The sequence below is a fragment of the Streptomyces meridianus genome (assembly GCF_023703325.1).
Taxonomy (GTDB): Bacteria; Actinomycetota; Actinomycetes; order Streptomycetales; family Streptomycetaceae; genus Streptomyces; species Streptomyces meridianus.
Genome location: NZ_JAMQGM010000034.1, coordinates 1 through 17,737, shown reverse-complemented (window position 1 = coordinate 17,737; position 17,737 = coordinate 1). Strand labels below are relative to the sequence as shown.

Here is a 17,737-nt window from a genome sequence, read left to right as displayed (position 1 = left end):
GGAACGGCACGCTGCGGCCGTCAGCCCCGCAGGTCGGCGAGCACGGGGGGAGCGTGCTCGCCCCGCACGGTGGTCACGGAGAGTACGGCGTGCCCGGCCGGCACCGAGTGCGCCAGCTCCGAGGCCGACCAGCGCTCCCGCTCCACCCGGCGCACGGTCACCGACTCGGCCGTCACGGCGCGCCCGGTGATCATCCGGCGCACCGCGTGCACGACACGGGTCAGCGGCTCGTCGGCGACGATCTGCCGGTTGGTGACGTCACGGGCCTCCACCCATTCCTTGCCCCAGACCTCGGCGAACCGGGCTCCGTCCCAGGTGGTGATGCCGGAGAACGCCATCCGGCAGCCGACTGCCCCGAGCAGGGGGGCGCGCAGCGGCTCGGGGACGTCGTCGAGGGTGCGCAGCGTGAGCAGGGCGCCGGCGTGGGCGGAGCGCAGCCGTTGGAGGCCCCGCACGGCCTCGGGGCTGATCACGTGCGAAGCGTCGTCCAGGACCAGGCAGGCGAACAGCGAACGGTCGGCGCGGGCGACCGCGCTCTCGGTGAACTGGGCGAGCACGAGCCGGGCGAGCAGCCGGGACGCCTCGGCGTGGCCGCGCTCGGGCAGGTCGATCCGGACCCGCAGCGGGTGCTCGAGGCTGCGCAGCGAGAACGGGCGGTACGTTCCGGCGGTCCCGGAACCGCCGGCGTCCGTCTCGCCGTCGGCGCCTTCGCCGCCGAAGAAGCCGGCGAAGGCGGGCCGGTCGAGCAGTGCGATCCGGTCGACGAGCAGCGGCCCGGCGTCGCCGGGGCGGCTCGACTGACGTTCGCGGGCGTCGAGTTCGCGGGCGGCCCCCTGGTGCCGGGGATCCTCGGCGAGGACGGCGCGCAGAGCGTCCACGGCCGCCGCCGAGCCCTCGAGGAGCTCACGCAGTTCGGGGACGGCCGGGAAGCGGCCGTGGGCCGTCCGGTAGGGGCCGAGAACCTGGGCGAGCGCGGTGGCTGCCCGGCGGGTGTCCCCGCCGGGCAGCGAGGCCGCCAGGTCGCCGACCAGCGCTTCGGCGAGGACGGCCGCCGCCTCGTCGGGGTCGGTGGCACCGCCGTAGAGGTCGAGGTCGTAGTCGGAGTCGGGGCGGCCGACCCGGACCACGACATCGAAGGCGTCGTCCGGTGCGAGCCGGGCGCCTGCCCCGCCGACGGCGACGACGGCGGTCCGCCCCGCGAGCGCCTGGAGGCACAGCGATTCGACGACGGGCCGCACCAGGTGCCGGGTCTTGCCGGAACCGGGCGGGCCGACCGCCAGCAGCGAGGTGCCCAACAGGCCGGGGTCGAGCGCGAGGCCTGCTCCGCGGTGCCGGTAGGGGTTGCGGTCGTTCTCCACGGCCGCGCCGATGCGTACCTGGCCGCAGACCAGGTCGTGGCGGGCGGCCCTCCGGGGAAGATCGCGGGAACCGGTGGGGTGGGCGCAGGCCGCCGCTCCCAGGCGCGTGACGCTGTCGACGAAGGCGGGCAACCGGTCCGGCTGGGAGCGGACGGACTCCCAGGCCCGTTCGATCCGGGCGTGGTCGACGTCGTTCATGAGGCCCGCGCGGGCGTCGGCGGCCAGCCGGCCGGCGGCTTCGCCGGCCCCGGCGGCGCACAGCTCCGGCCAGCCGAGGGGGTCGGTCTCCGGCTGCACCGCGGCGGCGTCGGCGGGCCCGGCGTCCCACAGCCGGGAGAGCGGCGGGGAGACGAACCTGCGCCAGACCTCGGACCAGCGGCCGAGGCGTCCGAAAACCACGAGCAGAGTCCCTGCGACAAGGGCGTAGTAGAGGAACGTGGCCCACACGTAGGCCAGGTGGTTGCCGCCGGCCGCACGCCAGGAGTCGGGGGTGAGCAGGAAGAGCGGCCAGAGCCAGTAGCTGCCCAGGTAGCCGTTCCACAGCAGCGACCACAGCAGCCAGCCGCAGAGGACCGAGACCAGGGCGCCGGTCAGCAGTGACCGCCCGGGGGTGCGGTCCGGCTCCTCCGGGGGCCGGGGGCGGTGGCCGAACCTCCAGATGCCGGGTGCCGCATCCGGGCGGGGGGTGCGCAGCCAGGCGGCGAAGCCGCCGCCCGGGCCCTGGGACGGTACGGGCGGGCGGTCGGGGAGGGGCGGCGCCTGCACGGGGGGTGCCTGCACGGGGGGTGCCTGCACGGCCGGTGGTCCCACGGGAGGGGACTGCCGGGCCGGGCGGTGGTGCGGTGCGTCGTGCATGCCTTCGGTGCTCATCTGCCGGCCTTGCCCCCTCGTAGCGTCGCGCCGCGCCCAATCTAGTGCCCCCACAGGGTGGTTCGGTGTCACGGCGCGGCGCGTGACGCGCCCGCGCACCACCCCGGAGCACGGCCCCCGAACCGGATCCTGCGCCGGACACGGGCGCCGAAAACGCTCTTCGGGGGCTGCACCTTGTCCGGGACGGACAGGGCGTGCCGCCGACCGCTACCGAACGGAGCATGCCGGTCCCCATCCGTCGGCCCTAGCCTGCGTAAAGAGGAGCAATTTCATCCCCGTGACCCAGGAGAGCCCCATGACTGCAACCGCTGGAGGCCCCTCGCTCCCCCAGGAGCGCCGTGTCGTCACCGCGATCCCCGGACCGAAATCGCAGGAACTGCAGGCCCGCAGGACCGCGGCGGTGGCCGCCGGCGTCGGCTCCGTGCTGCCGGTGTTCGCCGCTCGTGCCGGTGGCGGCATCCTCGAGGACGTGGACGGCAACGCGCTGATCGACTTCGGGTCCGGCATCGCCGTCACCTCGGTGGGCAACAGCGCGGAGGCGGTCGTCCGGCGGGCGTCCGCTCAGCTCGCGGACTTCACCCACACGTGTTTCATGGTGGCTCCCTACGAGGGCTACGTGGAGGTCTGCGAGGAACTGGCGAAGGTCACCCCCGGTGACCACGCGAAAAAGTCCGCGCTGTTCAACTCGGGTGCCGAGGCGGTGGAGAACGCGGTGAAGATCGCCCGTTCGTACACCAAAAGGCAGGCGGTCGTCGTCTTCGACCACGGCTACCACGGCCGGACGAACCTGACGATGGCGCTGACTTCGAAGAACATGCCGTACAAGAACGGCTTCGGCCCGTTCGCACCCGAGGTCTACCGGGTGCCGGTGGCCTACCCCTACCGCTGGCTCACGGGCCCGGAGAACTGCGCCGACGAGGCCGCCGCCGAGGCCATCGACCAGATCAGCAAGCAGGTCGGCGCGGACAACGTCGCGGCGATCGTCATCGAGCCGGTGCTCGGCGAGGGCGGTTTCATCGAGCCGGCCAAGGGCTTCCTGCCGCAGATCGCGAAGTTCGCGAAGGACAACGGCATCGTGTTCGTCGCGGACGAGATCCAGTCCGGGTTCTGCCGCACCGGCCAGTGGTTCGCGTGCGAGGACGAGGGCATCGTGCCGGACCTGATCACGACGGCCAAGGGCATCGCGGGCGGCCTGCCGCTCGCCGCCGTCACCGGCCGCGCCGAGATCATGGACGCCGCGCACAGCGGTGGCCTCGGCGGCACCTACGGCGGCAACCCGGTCGCCTGCGCGGCGGCCCTGGGCGCGATCGAGACGATGCGCGAGCAGAAGCTCGACGCCAGGGCCCGCCGCATCGGCGAGGTCATGACGCCCCGGTTGAAGGCGATGCAGGAGAAGTACGACGTCATCGGCGACGTTCGCGGTCGCGGCGCGATGATCGCGATCGAGCTGGTGAAGTCCGGCTCGAAGGAGCCCAACCCGGAGGCCACCGCGGCACTGGCGAAGGCCTGCCACTCCGAGGGGTTGCTCGTCCTGACCACCGGCACCTATGGGAACGTGCTGCGTTTCCTGCCGCCGCTGGTGATCGGCGAGGACCTGCTGAACGAGGGTCTCGACATCCTCGAATCGGCTTTGACCACCCTGTGACCTCCGGTAACGACTGCGGAGCGTGAAGAAACTGTGCGGGGCCGATGGCGGACGGGTGATCCGGCTGTCGGCCCCGCAGCGGCTGCCGTACGGTCTTCTCAGATGAGAGAAACACCCCGTCCGCAGGGGACTGCGGACGGCACCGGTTCGGCGCATCCCCAGCACCGGTCCGGCTGTGCCTTCGCGCACACCGGGGCCACCGGCTCCGGAACTCCTCACCGGTCGGACAGCCGCCCGCCCCACACCCCCCGGGGCGCGCGGCACACCGATCGCCTGGACCGTCCCGGAACTCCCCCCCCTGTTCCGGGACGGTCGGCGTTTCTCCCCCTTCTGGCCCCGCTGCTGTGCGCGGTGCTGTTCGCGCTGCTGTCCTGGCAGGTGGCCGTCTCCGGTCCGCTGCTCACAGCGGACGAACACGCGGGCCGGGCCGCAGTCGGCTCGGATGTCCCGCGCGCTGTCGCCGAGTTCGCCGCCGACCTGGGCAGCCCGCTGGTCGCCGTACCGCCGGCAGCCGTCGTCGTGCTCGTGTGTGTCCTCCGGGACCGGCGCTCCGGAGTGCCCAGCTGGTGGCTGCCCCTGGCGGTGACGGTGCTCGCAACGGCCGCCGTACCGGCGCTCGTCGTCCCGCTCAAGATCCTCGTGGCCCGGCCCGGACCGGACGGACCGCTGGGCGGCTATCCCGGCTTCTACCCGTCCGGCCATGCGGCGACAGCGGCCGTCGCCTACGGGCTGGCCGCCCTGGTGCTGCTGCGGCGTACGGAACGCACCGCCGCCCGGCGGCTCGCAGTCGCGGTGGCCGGCGCGGGGGTCGCGGCCGTGGGAGCGGGAGTCGTCCTGCGCGGCTACCACTGGCCGCTGGACGTGCTCGGCAGCTGGTGCTTGGCGGGGCTCCTGCTCGGGTGTGCCGACCGCGCCCTGCGGATACGTGCGGCCGGCCCCTGACGCCGGCAGCCCGCCTGCGGCATCGGCCCGGGTGCTGCGGCGGACCTCCGCCGCAGCGGTCCTGACCCGGCCACGGGACGCGCCGTACGGCGGGACCGGCGAGGCAGCGCCCGGCCCCGCCCTGGCCCGCTCAGCTCCGCTTGCGGCGGCTTCCGGCCAGCCGGCCGATGAGCACCACGCCGACGGCGATCACGAACATCGCCGTACCGATCACGTTGATCTGCACGGGAGTTCCGCGCTGCGCCGAGCCCCAGACGAACATGGGGAACGTGGTGGACGCTGGACCCGAGTTGAAGTTGGTGATGATGAAGTCGTCGAAGGACAGCGCGAAGGACAGCATGGCTCCGGCCGCGATGCCGGGCGCGGCGATCGGCAGCGTCACCCGCAGGAACGTCTGCAGCGGCGACGCGTACAGGTCCTGGGCCGCCTGCTCGAGCCGGGGGTCCATGCTCATGACCCGGGCCTTGACCGCCGTCACGACGAAGCTCAGACAGAACATGATGTGAGCGGTCAGGATCGTCCAGAAACCGAACTCGATGCGCATGTTGAGGAACAGCGTGCCGAGCGAGGCGCCCATCACCACCTCGGGCATGGCCATCGGCAGGAAGATCAGGGTGTTGACCGCCGAACGGGCCCGGAAGCGGTGGCGGGCCAGCGCGAAGGCGATCAGGGTGCCCAGTACGGTCGCGCCGAGCGTCGCCCACAGTGCGATCTGCAGGCTGAGCGCCAGCGAGCCGCACATGTCCGCGACGCCGCAGGGTTCGCGCCAGGCATCGGTGGAGAACTCCTGCCAGGTGTAGTTGAAGCGGCCGCGCGGTTTGTTGAAGGAGAAGACCGTGACGACCACGTTCGGCAGGATCAGGTAGGCGAGAGTGGCCGCACCGGCGATCACCACCAGGTTGCGTCGGAGCCAGCGCATCAGACGATCTCCTCGGTCCCGGACTTGCGGATGTAGACGCCGACGATCGCGAGGATGGCCGCCATGAGGATGAACGAGAGGGCGGCTGCCGTCGGATAGTCGAGGACGCGCAGGAACTGCGACTGGATGACGTTGCCGACCATCTTCTGATCCGTCGAGCCGAGCAGTTCGGCGTTGATGTAGTCGCCGGACGCCGGGATGAAGGCGAGCAGCGTCCCCGCGACGACGCCGGGCATCGACAGCGGGAAGGTGACCTTGCGGAAGGTGGTGAACGGCTTGGCGTAGAGGTCGCCGGCCGCCTCGTGCAGCCGCGGGTCGATCCGCTCCAGGGAGGCGTACAGAGGCAGGATCATGAACGGGAGGAAGTTGTAGGTCAGTCCGCAGATCACGGCGAGCGGGGTGGCCAGCAGGCGGTGGCCCTCGGTGAGCCCGATCCACGTGGTGACGTCGATGACGTGCAGCGCGTTGAGGACCTCGACCACCGGTCCGCCGTCGGCGAGGATCGTCTTCCACGCCAGGGTGCGGATGAGGAAACTGGTGAAGAACGGTGCGATCACCAGCACCAGCAGCAGGTTCCGCCAGCGGCCCGCCCGGAAGGCGATGGCGTAGGCGAGCGGGTAGCCGACGAGCAGGCACAACAGGGTCGCCGTGCCGGCGTAGAGCACCGACCGGAGGAACTGCGGGTAGTACTCCGTCAGCGCGTCCCAGTAGGTCGCGAAGTGCCAGGTGACCCGGAAGCCCTCTTCGAGCGATCCGGTCTGCACGGAGGTGGACGCCTGGTAGACCATCGGCGCCGCGAAGAACACCAGCAGCCAGAGGATGCCGGGCAGCAGCAGCCAGTACGGGGTCAGGTTCCTCCGGCCGGTGGCTCCTCCGGGGGCCGGCGGCGGGGGTGCGGCAGCAGACGCCGGGGGCGGCGCTTCGGCGGTTTTCATACGCCCTCCCCGGCCGGCTGCTGTACGCCGTGGATGCTCCGGGCGTCCGCGTCGAAGCCGAACGTGTTCTCGGGGCTCCAGTGCAGGACGACGTCGGCGCCCGGGACGAGCCGCCCGTCCCGTTCGATGTTCTGCTCGTAGACCGCGATCCGGCCCGCGGCCCGGGTTTCGACCACGTACTGGGTGGAGACGCCCATGAAGCCGGCGTCGGTGATGTTCCCCTGGACGCGGTTGCGGCCCTCGGGCACGGACCCTGCCTCGTCGGCGTGCGCCAGGGACACCTTCTCGGGGCGTATCCCCGCCAGGATCGTGTCCCCGGCACGCGCGGCGCCCCGGCACCGCCGGGCCGGCAGGCGCAGCTTCGCCTCGCCCGCCGTGAGCAGCAGTTCTTCGTCGGTCGCCTCCGCGACCTCCGCCTCGATCAGGTTGGACGTGCCGAGGAAGTTGGCGACGAAGGTGGTCTCCGGGTTCTCGTACAGGTCGGCGGGGCGGCCGAGTTGCTCGACCCGGCCCGCGTTCATCACCGCGACGGTGTCGGCCATGGCCATGGCCTCCTCCTGGTCGTGGGTGACGTGCACGAAGGTGATGCCGACCTCGGTCTGGATCCGCTTGAGCTCCAGCTGCATCTGGCGCCGCAGCTTCAGGTCGAGGGCGCCGAGCGGCTCGTCGAGGAGCAGGACCTGGGGGTGGTTGATGAGAGCGCGGGCAAGGGCGACGCGCTGCTGCTGCCCTCCGGAGAGCTGGTGGGGCCTGCGGCGGGCCAAGGGGCCGAGTTCGACGAGTTCGAGGGTTTCGTCGACCTGCTTCTTCACCGACTTGATGCCGCGCCGCCGGAGGCCGAAGGCGACATTCTCGTAGATGTCCAGGTGGGGGAAGAGGGCGTAGTTCTGGAAGACGGTGTTGACGGGGCGCTTGTGCGGGGGGAGGGCCGTGACGTCCCTGCCGCCGAGCTCCACCGTGCCGGTGGTGGGGTTCTCCAGGCCGGCGATCATGCGCAGGGTGGTGGTCTTCCCGCAGCCCGAGGCGCCGAGCAGGGCGAAGAAGGAACCGGCGGGCACGGTGAGGTCGAGCGGATGGACGGCGGTGAAGGATCCGTAGGTCTTGCTGATCCCGGAGAGGCGGACGTCTCCGCCGGTGGTGTCTGTCATGGGTATCGGTCCCAGGTTCGTCGTGATCGCCGGGTCCCTTGCGGGGGCGGAGGGTTGCGCGGGGAGACCGCTCGGGCGGGGATGCCGTACGGGCCGGGTCGGTCAGGAGCCGATCAGCTTGGCGAACTTCTGCTCGAACTCGGTCTCTTCCTTGCTACTGAGCAGCCGGAAACTGTGCGACTTCTCGGTCATCTCCGCATCGGGAAGGATCAATGGGTTGTCGGCGAGACTCTTGTCGATCTTCGCCAGCTCCTCGCGGACGCCGTCGACCGGGCACACGTAGTTGATGTACGCGGCGATCTGCGCCGCGACCTTCGGCTCGTACACGTAGTCGATGAAGCGCTCGGCGTTCTTCTTGTGGCGCGCCTCGTTGGGGATCAGCAGGTTGTCGGTGGCCGTCATGTAGCCGGCCTTCGGAATGGAGAACCGGATGTCCGGGTTGTCGGCCTGCAACTGGATGAGGTCGCCCGCCCAGGCGATGCAGGCCGCCAGGTCGCCCTTGTTGAGGTCGTCGATGTAGTCGTTGCCGGTGAAGCGGCGGATCTGCCGGGTGTCGACGCCCTTCTGCAGCCGGGAGACGGCGGCGTCGTAGTCCGCGGCGGTGAAGGTCGCCGGGTCCTTGCCCATGTCGAGCAGGGTGAGGCCGACGGTGTCGCGCATCTCGGAGAGCATGCCGACCCTGCCCTTGAGGCCCGGGTCCTCCAGCAGTTGGGAGATCGAGTCCACCGTGCGGCCCTTGGTCGCCTTGCGGTTGTACGCGACGACGGCCGGGATGCCCGTCCAGGTGTAGGAGTGTGCGCGTCCCGGGTCCCAGTCCGGGTCGCGGAAGCCCTTGCCCAGATTGGCGAACGCGTGCGGCAGCCGGGACTGGTCGAGCTCCTGCATCCAGCCGAGCCGGATCATGCGGCCGGCGAGCCAGTCGGTGACGCAGATCAGGTCACGGCCGGTGTCCTGGCCGGCCGCCAGCTGAGGCTTGATCTTGCCGAAGAACTCGACGTTGTCGTTGATGTCCTCGGTGTAGCGGACCTTGATGCCGGTGCGGCGCCGGAACTCCTCCAGCGACGGGCGGTGCTTGTTGTCGTCGCTGACGTCGATGTACTCGGTCCAGTTGGAGAACGCGAACCACTTCTCCTCATCGGAGTGGTCGGCCGACGAACTCCGGCCCGGCTGCCGTCCCGCAGGGGGGATCCCGCACGAGCTGAGCGCCGAGGCGCCGGCCGCGGCCAGCAGACCGCTGCCGCCGAGGCGCAGCAGCGACCTGCGGCTGAGCGCCATCCGGCCGCCGGCTGCGCTGCGCCGTACGGCCTCCAGTTGCGGGGCCGAGAGGCTCCCGGGCTCGTGCTGCTCCATCGCGTGACCTTTCGGAGGATGTGGGGCCTGCGGGCGGCCGCCCCGCGGCGGCGGCCGGGGTGGGGTGGTGCGGCCTCAGCGGGCACCGAAGACCGTCCGGTGCCAGTCCTTGCGGGCCACGGCGGTGTTGTCGGACATGACGTGCTTGATCTGCGTGTACTCCTCGAACGAGTAGGCCGACATGTCCTTGCCGGAACCCGAGGACTTGTAGCCGCCGTGCGGCATCTCGCTGAGGATCGGGATGTGGTCGTTGACCCACACGCACCCCGCCCGGAGTTCACGCGTGGCGCGGCCGGTGCGGTACACGTCGCGGCTCCAGGCGGACGCGGCGAGTCCGTAGGGGGTGTCGTTGGCCAGGGCCAGGCCCTCGTCGTCGCGGTCGAAGGGGAGGACGACGAGCACGGGGCCGAAGATCTCCGACTGCACGATCTCGCTGTCCTGGGCCGCCCCGGTGACCAGCGTGGGCCGGTAGTACGCGCCGTCCGAGAGCGCACCGCCCGGGGCCTCGCCTCCGGTGACCACGGTGGCGTGGGAGCGTGCCCGCTCCACGAACCCGGCGACGCGGTCCCGCTGCCGGTGGGAGATCAGCGGGCCGAGATCGGTCGCGGGGTCGAACGGGTCGCCGAGCCGGACGGTCGCCATCAGGTCCGCGATGCCCGCCACGAACGCGTCGTACAACGGCCGCTGGACGTAGGCCCGGGTGGCTGCGGTGCAGTCCTGGCCGGTGTTGATCAGCGCCCCGGCCACCGCGCCGTGCACGGCCGCCTCCAGGTCGGCGTCGTCGAAGACGAGGAACGGGGCCTTGCCGCCGAGCTCGAGATGGACGCGCTTGAGCGTGCGGCCGGCGGTCTCCGCCACCCGCCTGCCGACGGCCGTGGAGCCGGTGAACGAGGTCATGGCCACATCGGGGTGCCCGACGAGGTGCTCCCCCGCGTCCGCCCCGGCGCCGGTGACGATGTTGACGACCCCGTCCGGAATCCCGGCCTCCTGTGCGGCCTGGGCGAACATCAGCGAGGTGAGCGGGGTCAGTTCGGACGGCTTGAGGACGATCGTGTTGCCCGCGGCGATGGCCGGGAGCACCTTCCAGGCCGCCATCTGGAGCGGGTAGTTCCAGGGCGCGACGGACCCCACGACGCCGATGGGCTCACGGCGGACGTACGAGGTGTGGTCGCCGCTGTACTCGCCCGCCGACCGGCCCTCGAGGTGACGGGCGGCGCCGGCGAAGAAGGACACGTTGTCGAACGAGCCCGGTACGTCGAACTCGGCGGACAGCTTGACCGGCTTGCCGCACTGCAGCGACTCGGCGTACACGAAGTCGTCCGCCTGCCCGGCGAGGACTGCGGCGAACCGGTGCATGGCGTCGGAGCGCTCGCCGGGGGTGGCGCCGGCCCACCCGGGGAAGGCCCGCGCGGCGGCGGCCACGGCGGCGTCCACGTCCTCGGTCCCGGCGAGCTCGTACTCGAGCACCCGCTTGCCGGTCGCCGGGTCCACCACCGCGTGGCTGCGGCCCGATCTGCCGGGCCGCAGACGGCCGTTGAGGTAGTGCGCGCCCGCGGCGAATCGGTCCTGCACCTGGAAGTGGTTGCCCATGACGCTCCCTCCGCGCACCTCGGCCGCGTCGGCGGAGAAGTTCGCGTAGCTACAGCCCGAACTGATGGCTGATCCTGACAGAGAGATGCGCCCGCAACAAGGGATTCCGTCGTTGCCGTTTGGTTACACAACGGAATCAGTCACGATGCCGTACGAGCGGGACACGGGGCGCAGTCGTGCCGGGGAGCCCCGGCACGGGGCGGACGGCCCATGCCCCTCCGGGCGCAGCACCCGACAACACGGCGATGCCCCCGAGGCGGCGTGACGACGACGGCGGGCATCCGGCCCCCGCCCGGCCGCCGCGGAGGAGATTCCGCCGCACCCCGGCACCCGGGCGGACGACGGGTCAGTGCCGGCGGCCGGCGTCCTCGGTGAGCACGAGGGAGTACGAGCCCGAGTCGGCGGCGGGCTCGTCCTCGCTCTCCGCGGCGACGATCACCGCGGTCAGGAACCCGAGGGACACCAGGATCGCGACGATGCCGAGGATCAGCCCGGCGAGCGCCTGCCCGCCGTTGGTGGCCTCCCCCTTGGAGGCCCGGATGCGCCCGACGATGCCGAAGATCACCGCGAGCACGCCCAGGATCGCCGCCAGGAGCGTGGTGAAGAACAGCACGCTGCCGACGATGCCGAGCACGAGCGCGGCGACGCCCAATCCGTTGCTGGGCCGAGGCACGGGCATGCCGTAGCCGTAGCCGTAGCCGTGCGCGGCGGGAACTTGGTGGCCGTAGCCGTGTCCGGGCGTAACACCGTAGGGATTTCCGTAGCCCGCGGGCGCGTACGGTCCGGGCGGCTGCGCGCCGTACGGTCCGGGCGCGTGCCCGACCGGGTCGTAGGGGCCGGTCGGCGCGACGGGCGGCGGGGGGACGGCAGCGGACGGACCGGGGTCGGCGCCGCCGGATGCGGCCGCGGCGTCCGCCCCTGCAGAGGCCGCCCGCTTGTCCGGTTCGCCCGACTTGCCGAGGGAGATGCCTCCGTCGCGGGGCTCCGGCGGCGCCCAGGAGGCCTGCTTCCCGGGTCGCTCGGGCTGCTGAGCACTGTCGGACATGACCCTCCCCGTCGGATTGTCCGGCAATGCTAACGGGCCGCGACCGCCCGCCGAAGCCCCCCGCCTACGATGACCTCTGCCGCCTGGCCATCCGCCCGCAGGTACCGCGGCCCCGAGCTGTCCTCAGGAGGACCACCGATGACCGATCTGCACGCCTTCATCGCGGGGCTGCCCAAAGCCGAACTCCACGTGCACCACGTCGGGTCCGCGTCACCCCGCATCGTCGCGGAACTGGCCGCACGGCACCCCGACTCCCGGGTCCCCACCGACCCCGCCGCGCTCGTGGACTACTTCACGTTCCGCGACTTCGCGCACTTCATCGAGGTGTACCTGTCGGTCGTGGACCTCGTCCGCGACGCGGAGGACGTGCGGCTGCTCACCTTCGAGATCGCACGGGACATGGGCCGGCAGAACATCCGGTACGCCGAACTGACCGTCACCCCGTTCAGTTCCATCCGGCGCGGCATTCCGGACCTCGCGTTCGTCGAGGCCATCGAAGACGCCCGCAAGGCGGCCGAGCGGGAGTTCGGCGTCGTCCTGCGCTGGTGCTTCGACATCCCCGGCGAGGCCGGTCTGGAGTCCGCGGAGGAAACGGCCCGGGTCGCGCTGGACCTCCAGCCGGAAGGGCTCGTGTCGTTCGGGCTGGGCGGCCCGGAGGTCGGTGTCCCGCGGCCGCAGTTCAAGCCGTACTTCGACCGCGCGGTCGCGGCCGGCCTGCACAGCGTGCCGCACGCGGGCGAGACGACCGGGCCGCAGACCATATGGGACGCCCTCACCCACCTGCACGCCGAACGCATCGGGCACGGCACCAGCTCCCCGCAGGACCCGCGCCTGCTGGAGCACCTCGCGGAGCACCGCATCGCGCTCGAGGTCTGCCCGACGTCCAACATCGCCACCCGGGCCGTGAAGACCCTCGAGGAGCACCCGATCCGGGAGATGGTGGAGGCGGGCGTGCTGGTCACCGTCAACAGCGACGACCCGCCCATGTTCGGCACCGACCTCAACACCGAATACGCCATCGCCGCGCGCCTCCTCGGTCTCGACGAGCGCGGGGTCGCCGACCTGGCCCGCAACGCGGTCGAGGCGTCCTTCCTGGACGCGCCCGCCAAGGCACGGCTGACCGCCGAGATCGACGGCTACACCACCTCGTGGCCGCGTCGACGCCCGTGAAGCGGCGGATCCTTCCGGGCCTGCGACGCGACGGCGCGCAACCGGCGCCGCCGACGGATCCTCAGGGCTCCCCCGGCCGGGCCCTGGCCGTGGCCCACCGCGGTGACCCGTACCGGCACCGGGAGAACACCCTGCCGTCGCTGCGCTCGGCGCTGCGCGAGGGCGCCGACGCGGTGGAGATCGATGTCCGGCTCACCCGGGACGGACGGCCGGTGCTGCTCCACGACGCGACGCTGAAGCGGCTGTGGGGGCACGACCGTGCTCTCGCGGAAGTCGCCGCGGACGAGCTGAGCGCCCTCACGGACGGCGGCGTGCCCGCTCTGGCCGAGGCCCTGGACGTGCTGCTGCGGGCGTCCGCCTCCGCCCGGATCCTGGTGGATCTTCCGAACCCGGCGGCGGCGCGGGCCGTGGTCGCCGAGGTCCGTGCCGCCGGCGCCGCCGAACGGACGTACTACTGCGGGGGTACGCGGTCCGCGCTGGCCGTGCGCGCCGCGGCCCCGGACGCCGAGATCGCGCTGAGCTGGACGACCGTCGCCGGGCCCCGCCCGGCGCTGCTCGACGACGTCCGTCCGCGCTGGCTGAACCTCCGCTTCGGGCTGGCCGACGAGGAGTTGGTGACGGCCGCCCACGCCCGCGGGCTGCTGGTCTCCGCCTGGACTGCCGACACCCGGCGGACCATGGAGCGCCTGCTGTGCCATGGCGTCGATGCGCTCACGACGAACCGGATCGGCGTGCTGCGGCGGGTCGTCGACGGGTGATCGCGCCCCCTTCCGTCCGGCGGGACGGGCCGGTCGGGCACACGGGCCGGGCCCGACGACGACCGAAAAGGCCGCGGGGCCGGGACTGCGCGTCCCGGCCCCGCGGGCCGTCCGGACGGAGGGGATCCGACCGGACCGGGTCGTTCAGGCGTCGAGCGACGTCATCACGTGCTTGACGCGCGTGTAGTCCTCGAAGCCGTACGCCGACAGGTCCTTTCCGTAACCGGACTTCTTGAAACCGCCGTGCGGCATCTCGGCGACCAGCGGGATGTGGGTGTTGATCCACACGCAGCCGAAGTCGAGGGCCTTGGACATGCGCATCGCACGGCCGTGGTCCTTCGTCCACACCGAGGAGGCGAGCGCGTACTCCACGCCGTTCGCGTACTCCACGGCCTGCTTCTCGTCCGTGAACTTCTGGACGGTGATGACCGGGCCGAAGACCTCGTTCTGGACGATCTCGTCGTCCTGCTTCAGGCCGGAGACGACGGTCGGGGCGTAGAAGTAGCCCTTGTCGCCGACGCGCCGGCCACCCGCCTCGACCTTGGCGTGCGCGGGCAGCCGGTCGATGAAACCGCTGACCTTGTCCAGCTGGTCCGCGTTGTTGAGGGCGCCGTAGAGCACGTCCTCGTCGTCGGGCATGCCGGTCTTCGTCTCGGCGGCGGCCTTGGCGAGCGCGCCGACGAACTCGTCGTGCACGTCCGCGTGGACGAGCACCCGGGTGGCGGCGGTGCAGTCCTGTCCGGCGTTGAAGAAACCGGCCTCGGTGATGCCGCCGACCGCCTTCTCGATGTCCGCGTCGTCGAAGACGACGACCGGGGCCTTGCCGCCGAGCTCGAGGTGCACCCGCTTGAGGTCCTTGGCGGCGGACTCGGCGACCTGCATGCCGGCTCGGACGGAACCGGTGATCGAGGCCATCGCCGGGACCTTGTGTTCGACCATCAGCCGGCCGGTGTCGCGGTCGCCGCAGACGACGTTGAAGACGCCCTTGGGCACGATCGAGCCGATGATGTCCGCGAGCAGCACGGTCGACGCCGGGGTGGTGTCGGACGGCTTGAGGACGACCGTGTTGCCCGCCGCCAGTGCCGGCGCGAACTTCCAGACAGCCATCATCATGGGGTAGTTCCACGGCGCGACCTGGGCGCAGACACCCACCGGTTCGCGGCGGACGATCGAGGTCAGGCCCTCCATGTACTCGCCTGCGGAGCGGCCCTCCAGCATCCGGGCCGCGCCGGCGAAGAAGCGGATCTGGTCGAGCATCATCGGCATCTCCTCGGACCGGGTGAGTCCGATGGGCTTGCCGGTGTTCTCGCACTCGACGGCGATGAGCTCCTCCGCCCGCTCCTCGATCGCGTCGGCGATCTTCAGCAGGGCCTTCTGCCGTTCGCCCGGGACCAGATCGCGCCAGGCCGGGAAGGCGGCCTCGGCCGCCGCCATCGCAGCGTCGACGTCCGCCGCCGCCGACAGCGGCGCGCTCGCGTACGCCTCGCCGACGGCCGGATTGACCACGTCGGTGGTCCGCCCGTCGGCGGCGTCCCGGAACTCCCCGTCGATGTAGTTGCGCAGACGACGCAGCTCGGTGGTCACAGTGCCACCCCTTCTTCTGTCAGGTGTCGATGGCTGAGATGCAAACCCTAATCAGTGGTGTCACGCTTTCAACATACCGCCACTCGCCGGACGACGAAATCAGCAACATCGCTTCAAGGATTCAACGGATTTCATTGCTTTGACCTTGCCAGACGGCGGAGTCCTCATGCACAGTGAGTCCGTGTCCACTCGACCTCGCGATTCCAAGGGCGTGAACGGCAGCACGCCGATCGACGCCGTGTCCCTGGCCATCATCGAGCAGCTGCAGGAGGACGGGCGCCGTCCGTACGCCGCCATCGGCAAGGCGGTCGGCCTGTCCGAGGCCGCGGTGCGTCAGCGCGTCCAGAAGCTGCTCGACCAGAACCTCATGCAGATCGTCGCCGTCACCGACCCGCTCACCGTGGGGTTCCGGCGCCAGGCGATGGTGGGCGTGAACGTCGAGGGAGACCTGGAGCCGGTGGCGGACGCCCTGACGGAGATGGACGAGGTCGAGTACGTCGTCGTCACCGCCGGGTCGTTCGACCTCATCGTGGAGATCGTCTGCGAGGACGACGACCACCTGCTGGAAATGATCAACAAGCGGATCCGCACGCTCGCCGGCGTCCGGTCCACCGAAAGCTTCGTCTACCTGAAGCTCCGCAAGCAGACCTACACCTGGGGAACCCGATAGACATGAGCCCCGATCTCTCCAAGACCGCGTACGACCACCTGTGGATGCACTTCACGCGGATGTCGTCGTACGAGAACGCGCCCGTACCCACGATCGTCCGCGGTGAAGGCTCCTACGTCTTCGACGACAAGGGCAAGAAGTACCTCGACGGGCTGGCCGGCCTGTTCGTCGTGCAGGCGGGCCACGGCCGCCAGGAGCTGGCGGAGGTCGCCGCCAAGCAGGCGGCCGAACTGGCGTTCTTCCCGGTGTGGTCCTACGCCCACCCCAAGGCCGTCGAGCTCGCCGAACGGCTCGCCCACTATGCCCCGGGAGACCTGAACAAGGTCTTCTTCAGCACCGGCGGCGGCGAGGCCGTCGAGACGGCGTGGAAGCTGGCGAAGCAGTACCACAAGCTCACCGGCAACCACACCAAGTACAAGGTGATCTCCCGGGCCGTCGCCTACCACGGCACCCCGCAGGGCGCTCTGTCGATCACCGGTCTGCCCGGTCTGAAGGCACCGTTCGAGCCGCTGGTCCCGGGCGCGCGCAAGGTGCCGAACACCAACATCTACCGGGCGCCTGCTTTCCTCGACGAGGGCACCGGCGTCTCCCCGGAGGCGTTCGGCCGCTGGTGTGCCGACCAGATCGAGCAGCAGATCCTCTTCGAGGGCCCGGAGACCGTGGCCGCGGTGTTCCTGGAGCCGGTGCAGAACGCCGGCGGCTGCTTCCCGCCCCCGCCCGGCTACTTCCAGCGCGTGCGCGAGATCTGCGACGAGTACAACGTCCTGCTCGTCTCCGACGAGGTGATCTGCGCCTTCGGCCGGCTCGGCACGATCTTCGCCTGTGACAAGTTCGGCTACGTCCCGGACATCATCACCTGCGCCAAGGGCATGACCTCCGGCTACTCCCCGATCGGCGCGACCATCGTCTCCGATCGCATCGCCGAGCCCTTCTACCGGGACGACAACGTCTTCCTGCACGGCTACACGTTCGGCGGCCACCCGGTCTCCAGCGCGGTGGCGCTGGCCAACCTCGACCTCTTCGAGCGCGAGGGCCTGCTGCGGCACGTGCTGGCCAACGAGTCGGCGTTCCTGTCGACGCTGCAGAAGCTTCACGACCTGCCGATCGTCGGCGACGTCCGCGGCAACGGCTACTTCTACGGGATCGAACTCGTCAAGGACAAGGCCACCAAGGAGTCCTTCAACGAGGAGGAGTCCGAGCGGATCCTCTACGGCTTCGTGTCGAAGAAGCTGTTCGAGAACGGCCTGTACTGCCGGGCCGACGACCGCGGCGACCCGGTCATCCAGCTGTCCCCGCCGCTGATCTCGGACCAGTCGACGTTCGACGAGATCGAGCAGATCCTCCGAGGCGTCCTCACCGAGGCCTGGACCAAGATCTGACACCGGGCACCGCCCGTGTGGCCTCCTCCGTCCCGTACGGGGGAGGTCACCGCCATTCCAGGGCGAACCACAGCTCCATCCGGACCCCGGGGTCGTCGAGATCGCGCTCCAGCAGCGACGCGGTGCGCGCGATGCGTTGCCGGACGGTGTTGCGGTGGATCTCCAGAGCTGCGGCCGTCCGGTCCCAACTCCCGTGCAGCGACAGCCACATGCGCAGCGTCTCCAGCAGGGCGGGGTGCCCGTCGAGCTGTGCCAGCGCAGCACGGGCGTGGTCCCGGCCCTCCTCGGGGTCCACCAGTGCGAGGATCCCGGCGCCGCCGGCCGCCGGGCCGACCAGCGGTACCCGCCGGGCCAGGGCGCGGCGCAGAGCCCGC

15 protein-coding genes are annotated in these 17,737 nt (G+C 71.2%); 6 read left to right on the top strand and 9 right to left on the bottom strand.

Annotated features, from left to right (window positions below; all coding sequences use genetic code 11):
* Nucleotides 1-20 precede the first annotated feature (20 nt).
* Nucleotides 21-2,228, bottom strand: coding sequence for an ATP-binding protein (locus tag M1E25_RS16320; RefSeq protein WP_251416076.1), 2,208 nt, complete (start codon nucleotides 2,226-2,228; stop codon nucleotides 21-23).
* Between the two features lie 295 nt (nucleotides 2,229-2,523).
* Here M1E25_RS16320 and gabT point away from each other — a divergent pair, with 295 nt between their 5' ends.
* Complete coding sequence (gene gabT, locus M1E25_RS16315; RefSeq protein ID WP_251416074.1) at nucleotides 2,524-3,873, top strand: 4-aminobutyrate--2-oxoglutarate transaminase; 1,350 nt, start codon at nucleotides 2,524-2,526, stop codon at nucleotides 3,871-3,873.
* A gap of 351 nt (nucleotides 3,874-4,224) precedes the next feature.
* The gene (locus tag M1E25_RS16310; RefSeq protein ID WP_251416072.1) at nucleotides 4,225-4,815 is read left to right on the top strand and encodes a phosphatase PAP2 family protein; all 591 of its coding nucleotides are present in this window, start codon (nucleotides 4,225-4,227) and stop codon (nucleotides 4,813-4,815) included.
* A gap of 130 nt (nucleotides 4,816-4,945) precedes the next feature.
* Here the strand turns inward: M1E25_RS16310 and M1E25_RS16305 are convergent, their stop codons facing one another.
* The 6 genes from M1E25_RS16305 to M1E25_RS16280 form a co-directional block, all read right to left on the bottom strand.
* A complete protein-coding gene (locus M1E25_RS16305) occupies nucleotides 4,946-5,734 on the bottom strand; it encodes an ABC transporter permease (RefSeq protein WP_251416070.1) in 789 nt (262 codons plus the stop codon).
* On the bottom strand, nucleotides 5,734-6,669 hold the full coding sequence (locus M1E25_RS16300; protein ID WP_251416068.1) for an ABC transporter permease: 936 nt from the start codon (nucleotides 6,667-6,669) through the stop codon (nucleotides 5,734-5,736). The genes M1E25_RS16305 and M1E25_RS16300 overlap by 1 nt, the downstream gene beginning before the upstream one ends.
* On the bottom strand, nucleotides 6,666-7,817 hold the full coding sequence (locus M1E25_RS16295; protein WP_251416066.1) for an ABC transporter ATP-binding protein: 1,152 nt from the start codon (nucleotides 7,815-7,817) through the stop codon (nucleotides 6,666-6,668). Before M1E25_RS16295 ends, M1E25_RS16300 begins: the two co-directional genes overlap by 4 nt.
* Nucleotides 7,818-7,919: 102 nt before the next feature.
* Nucleotides 7,920-9,167 carry a polyamine ABC transporter substrate-binding protein gene (locus M1E25_RS16290; protein WP_251416064.1) on the bottom strand — a complete coding sequence of 416 codons (1,248 nt, stop codon included), beginning with the start codon at nucleotides 9,165-9,167 and terminating at the stop codon, nucleotides 7,920-7,922.
* A 75-nt stretch (nucleotides 9,168-9,242) separates the two neighbouring features.
* Nucleotides 9,243-10,757: a gamma-aminobutyraldehyde dehydrogenase gene (locus M1E25_RS16285; RefSeq protein ID WP_251416063.1), complete on the bottom strand. Its 1,515-nt coding sequence runs from the start codon at nucleotides 10,755-10,757 to the stop codon at nucleotides 9,243-9,245.
* Nucleotides 10,758-11,103: 346 nt separating this feature from the next.
* Nucleotides 11,104-11,802: a DUF4190 domain-containing protein gene (locus M1E25_RS16280; protein WP_251416061.1), complete on the bottom strand. Its 699-nt coding sequence runs from the start codon at nucleotides 11,800-11,802 to the stop codon at nucleotides 11,104-11,106.
* A gap of 138 nt (nucleotides 11,803-11,940) precedes the next feature.
* Here M1E25_RS16280 and M1E25_RS16275 point away from each other — a divergent pair, with 138 nt between their 5' ends.
* A complete protein-coding gene (locus M1E25_RS16275) occupies nucleotides 11,941-12,972 on the top strand; it encodes an adenosine deaminase (RefSeq protein WP_251416057.1) in 1,032 nt (343 codons plus the stop codon).
* A gap of 83 nt (nucleotides 12,973-13,055) precedes the next feature.
* Nucleotides 13,056-13,730, top strand: a complete 675-nt coding sequence (locus M1E25_RS16270) for a glycerophosphodiester phosphodiesterase (protein WP_285830852.1) — start codon at nucleotides 13,056-13,058, stop codon at nucleotides 13,728-13,730.
* Nucleotides 13,731-13,874: 144 nt separating this feature from the next.
* Here the strand turns inward: M1E25_RS16270 and M1E25_RS16265 are convergent, their stop codons facing one another.
* Complete coding sequence (locus tag M1E25_RS16265; protein WP_251416054.1) at nucleotides 13,875-15,314, bottom strand: gamma-aminobutyraldehyde dehydrogenase; 1,440 nt, start codon at nucleotides 15,312-15,314, stop codon at nucleotides 13,875-13,877.
* A 166-nt stretch (nucleotides 15,315-15,480) separates the two neighbouring features.
* On the opposite strand from M1E25_RS16265, the gene M1E25_RS16260 reads away from it, so the two are divergent.
* A complete protein-coding gene (locus M1E25_RS16260) occupies nucleotides 15,481-15,984 on the top strand; it encodes an Lrp/AsnC family transcriptional regulator (protein ID WP_251416051.1) in 504 nt (167 codons plus the stop codon).
* Complete coding sequence (locus M1E25_RS16255; RefSeq protein WP_251416121.1) at nucleotides 15,969-17,363, top strand: aspartate aminotransferase family protein; 1,395 nt, start codon at nucleotides 15,969-15,971, stop codon at nucleotides 17,361-17,363. Before M1E25_RS16260 ends, M1E25_RS16255 begins: the two co-directional genes overlap by 16 nt.
* Before the next feature lie 46 nt (nucleotides 17,364-17,409).
* Here M1E25_RS16255 and M1E25_RS16250 read toward each other — a convergent pair.
* Nucleotides 17,410-17,737, bottom strand: a 328-nt coding sequence (locus tag M1E25_RS16250) for a helix-turn-helix domain-containing protein (protein ID WP_251416049.1), incomplete at its 5' end; no start/stop codon positions are given.

What these genes read in the sequence shown, in the direction of transcription:
- M1E25_RS16320 (WP_251416076.1), bottom strand. Translation starts at nt 2,228, where the DNA reads ATGAGCACCGAAGGCATGCACGACGCACCGCACCACCGCCCGGCCCGG.
- gabT (WP_251416074.1), top strand. Translation starts at nt 2,524, where the DNA reads ATGACTGCAACCGCTGGAGGCCCCTCGCTCCCCCAGGAGCGCCGTGTC.
- M1E25_RS16305 (WP_251416070.1), bottom strand. Translation starts at nt 5,734, where the DNA reads ATGCGCTGGCTCCGACGCAACCTGGTGGTGATCGCCGGTGCGGCCACT.
- M1E25_RS16300 (WP_251416068.1), bottom strand. Translation starts at nt 6,669, where the DNA reads ATGAAAACCGCCGAAGCGCCGCCCCCGGCGTCTGCTGCCGCACCCCCG.
- M1E25_RS16295 (WP_251416066.1), bottom strand. Translation starts at nt 7,817, where the DNA reads ATGACAGACACCACCGGCGGAGACGTCCGCCTCTCCGGGATCAGCAAG.
- M1E25_RS16290 (WP_251416064.1), bottom strand. Translation starts at nt 9,167, where the DNA reads ATGGAGCAGCACGAGCCCGGGAGCCTCTCGGCCCCGCAACTGGAGGCC.
- M1E25_RS16285 (WP_251416063.1), bottom strand. Translation starts at nt 10,757, where the DNA reads ATGGGCAACCACTTCCAGGTGCAGGACCGATTCGCCGCGGGCGCGCAC.
- M1E25_RS16280 (WP_251416061.1), bottom strand. Translation starts at nt 11,802, where the DNA reads ATGTCCGACAGTGCTCAGCAGCCCGAGCGACCCGGGAAGCAGGCCTCC.
- M1E25_RS16275 (WP_251416057.1), top strand. Translation starts at nt 11,941, where the DNA reads ATGACCGATCTGCACGCCTTCATCGCGGGGCTGCCCAAAGCCGAACTC.
- M1E25_RS16260 (WP_251416051.1), top strand. Translation starts at nt 15,481, where the DNA reads ATGCACAGTGAGTCCGTGTCCACTCGACCTCGCGATTCCAAGGGCGTG.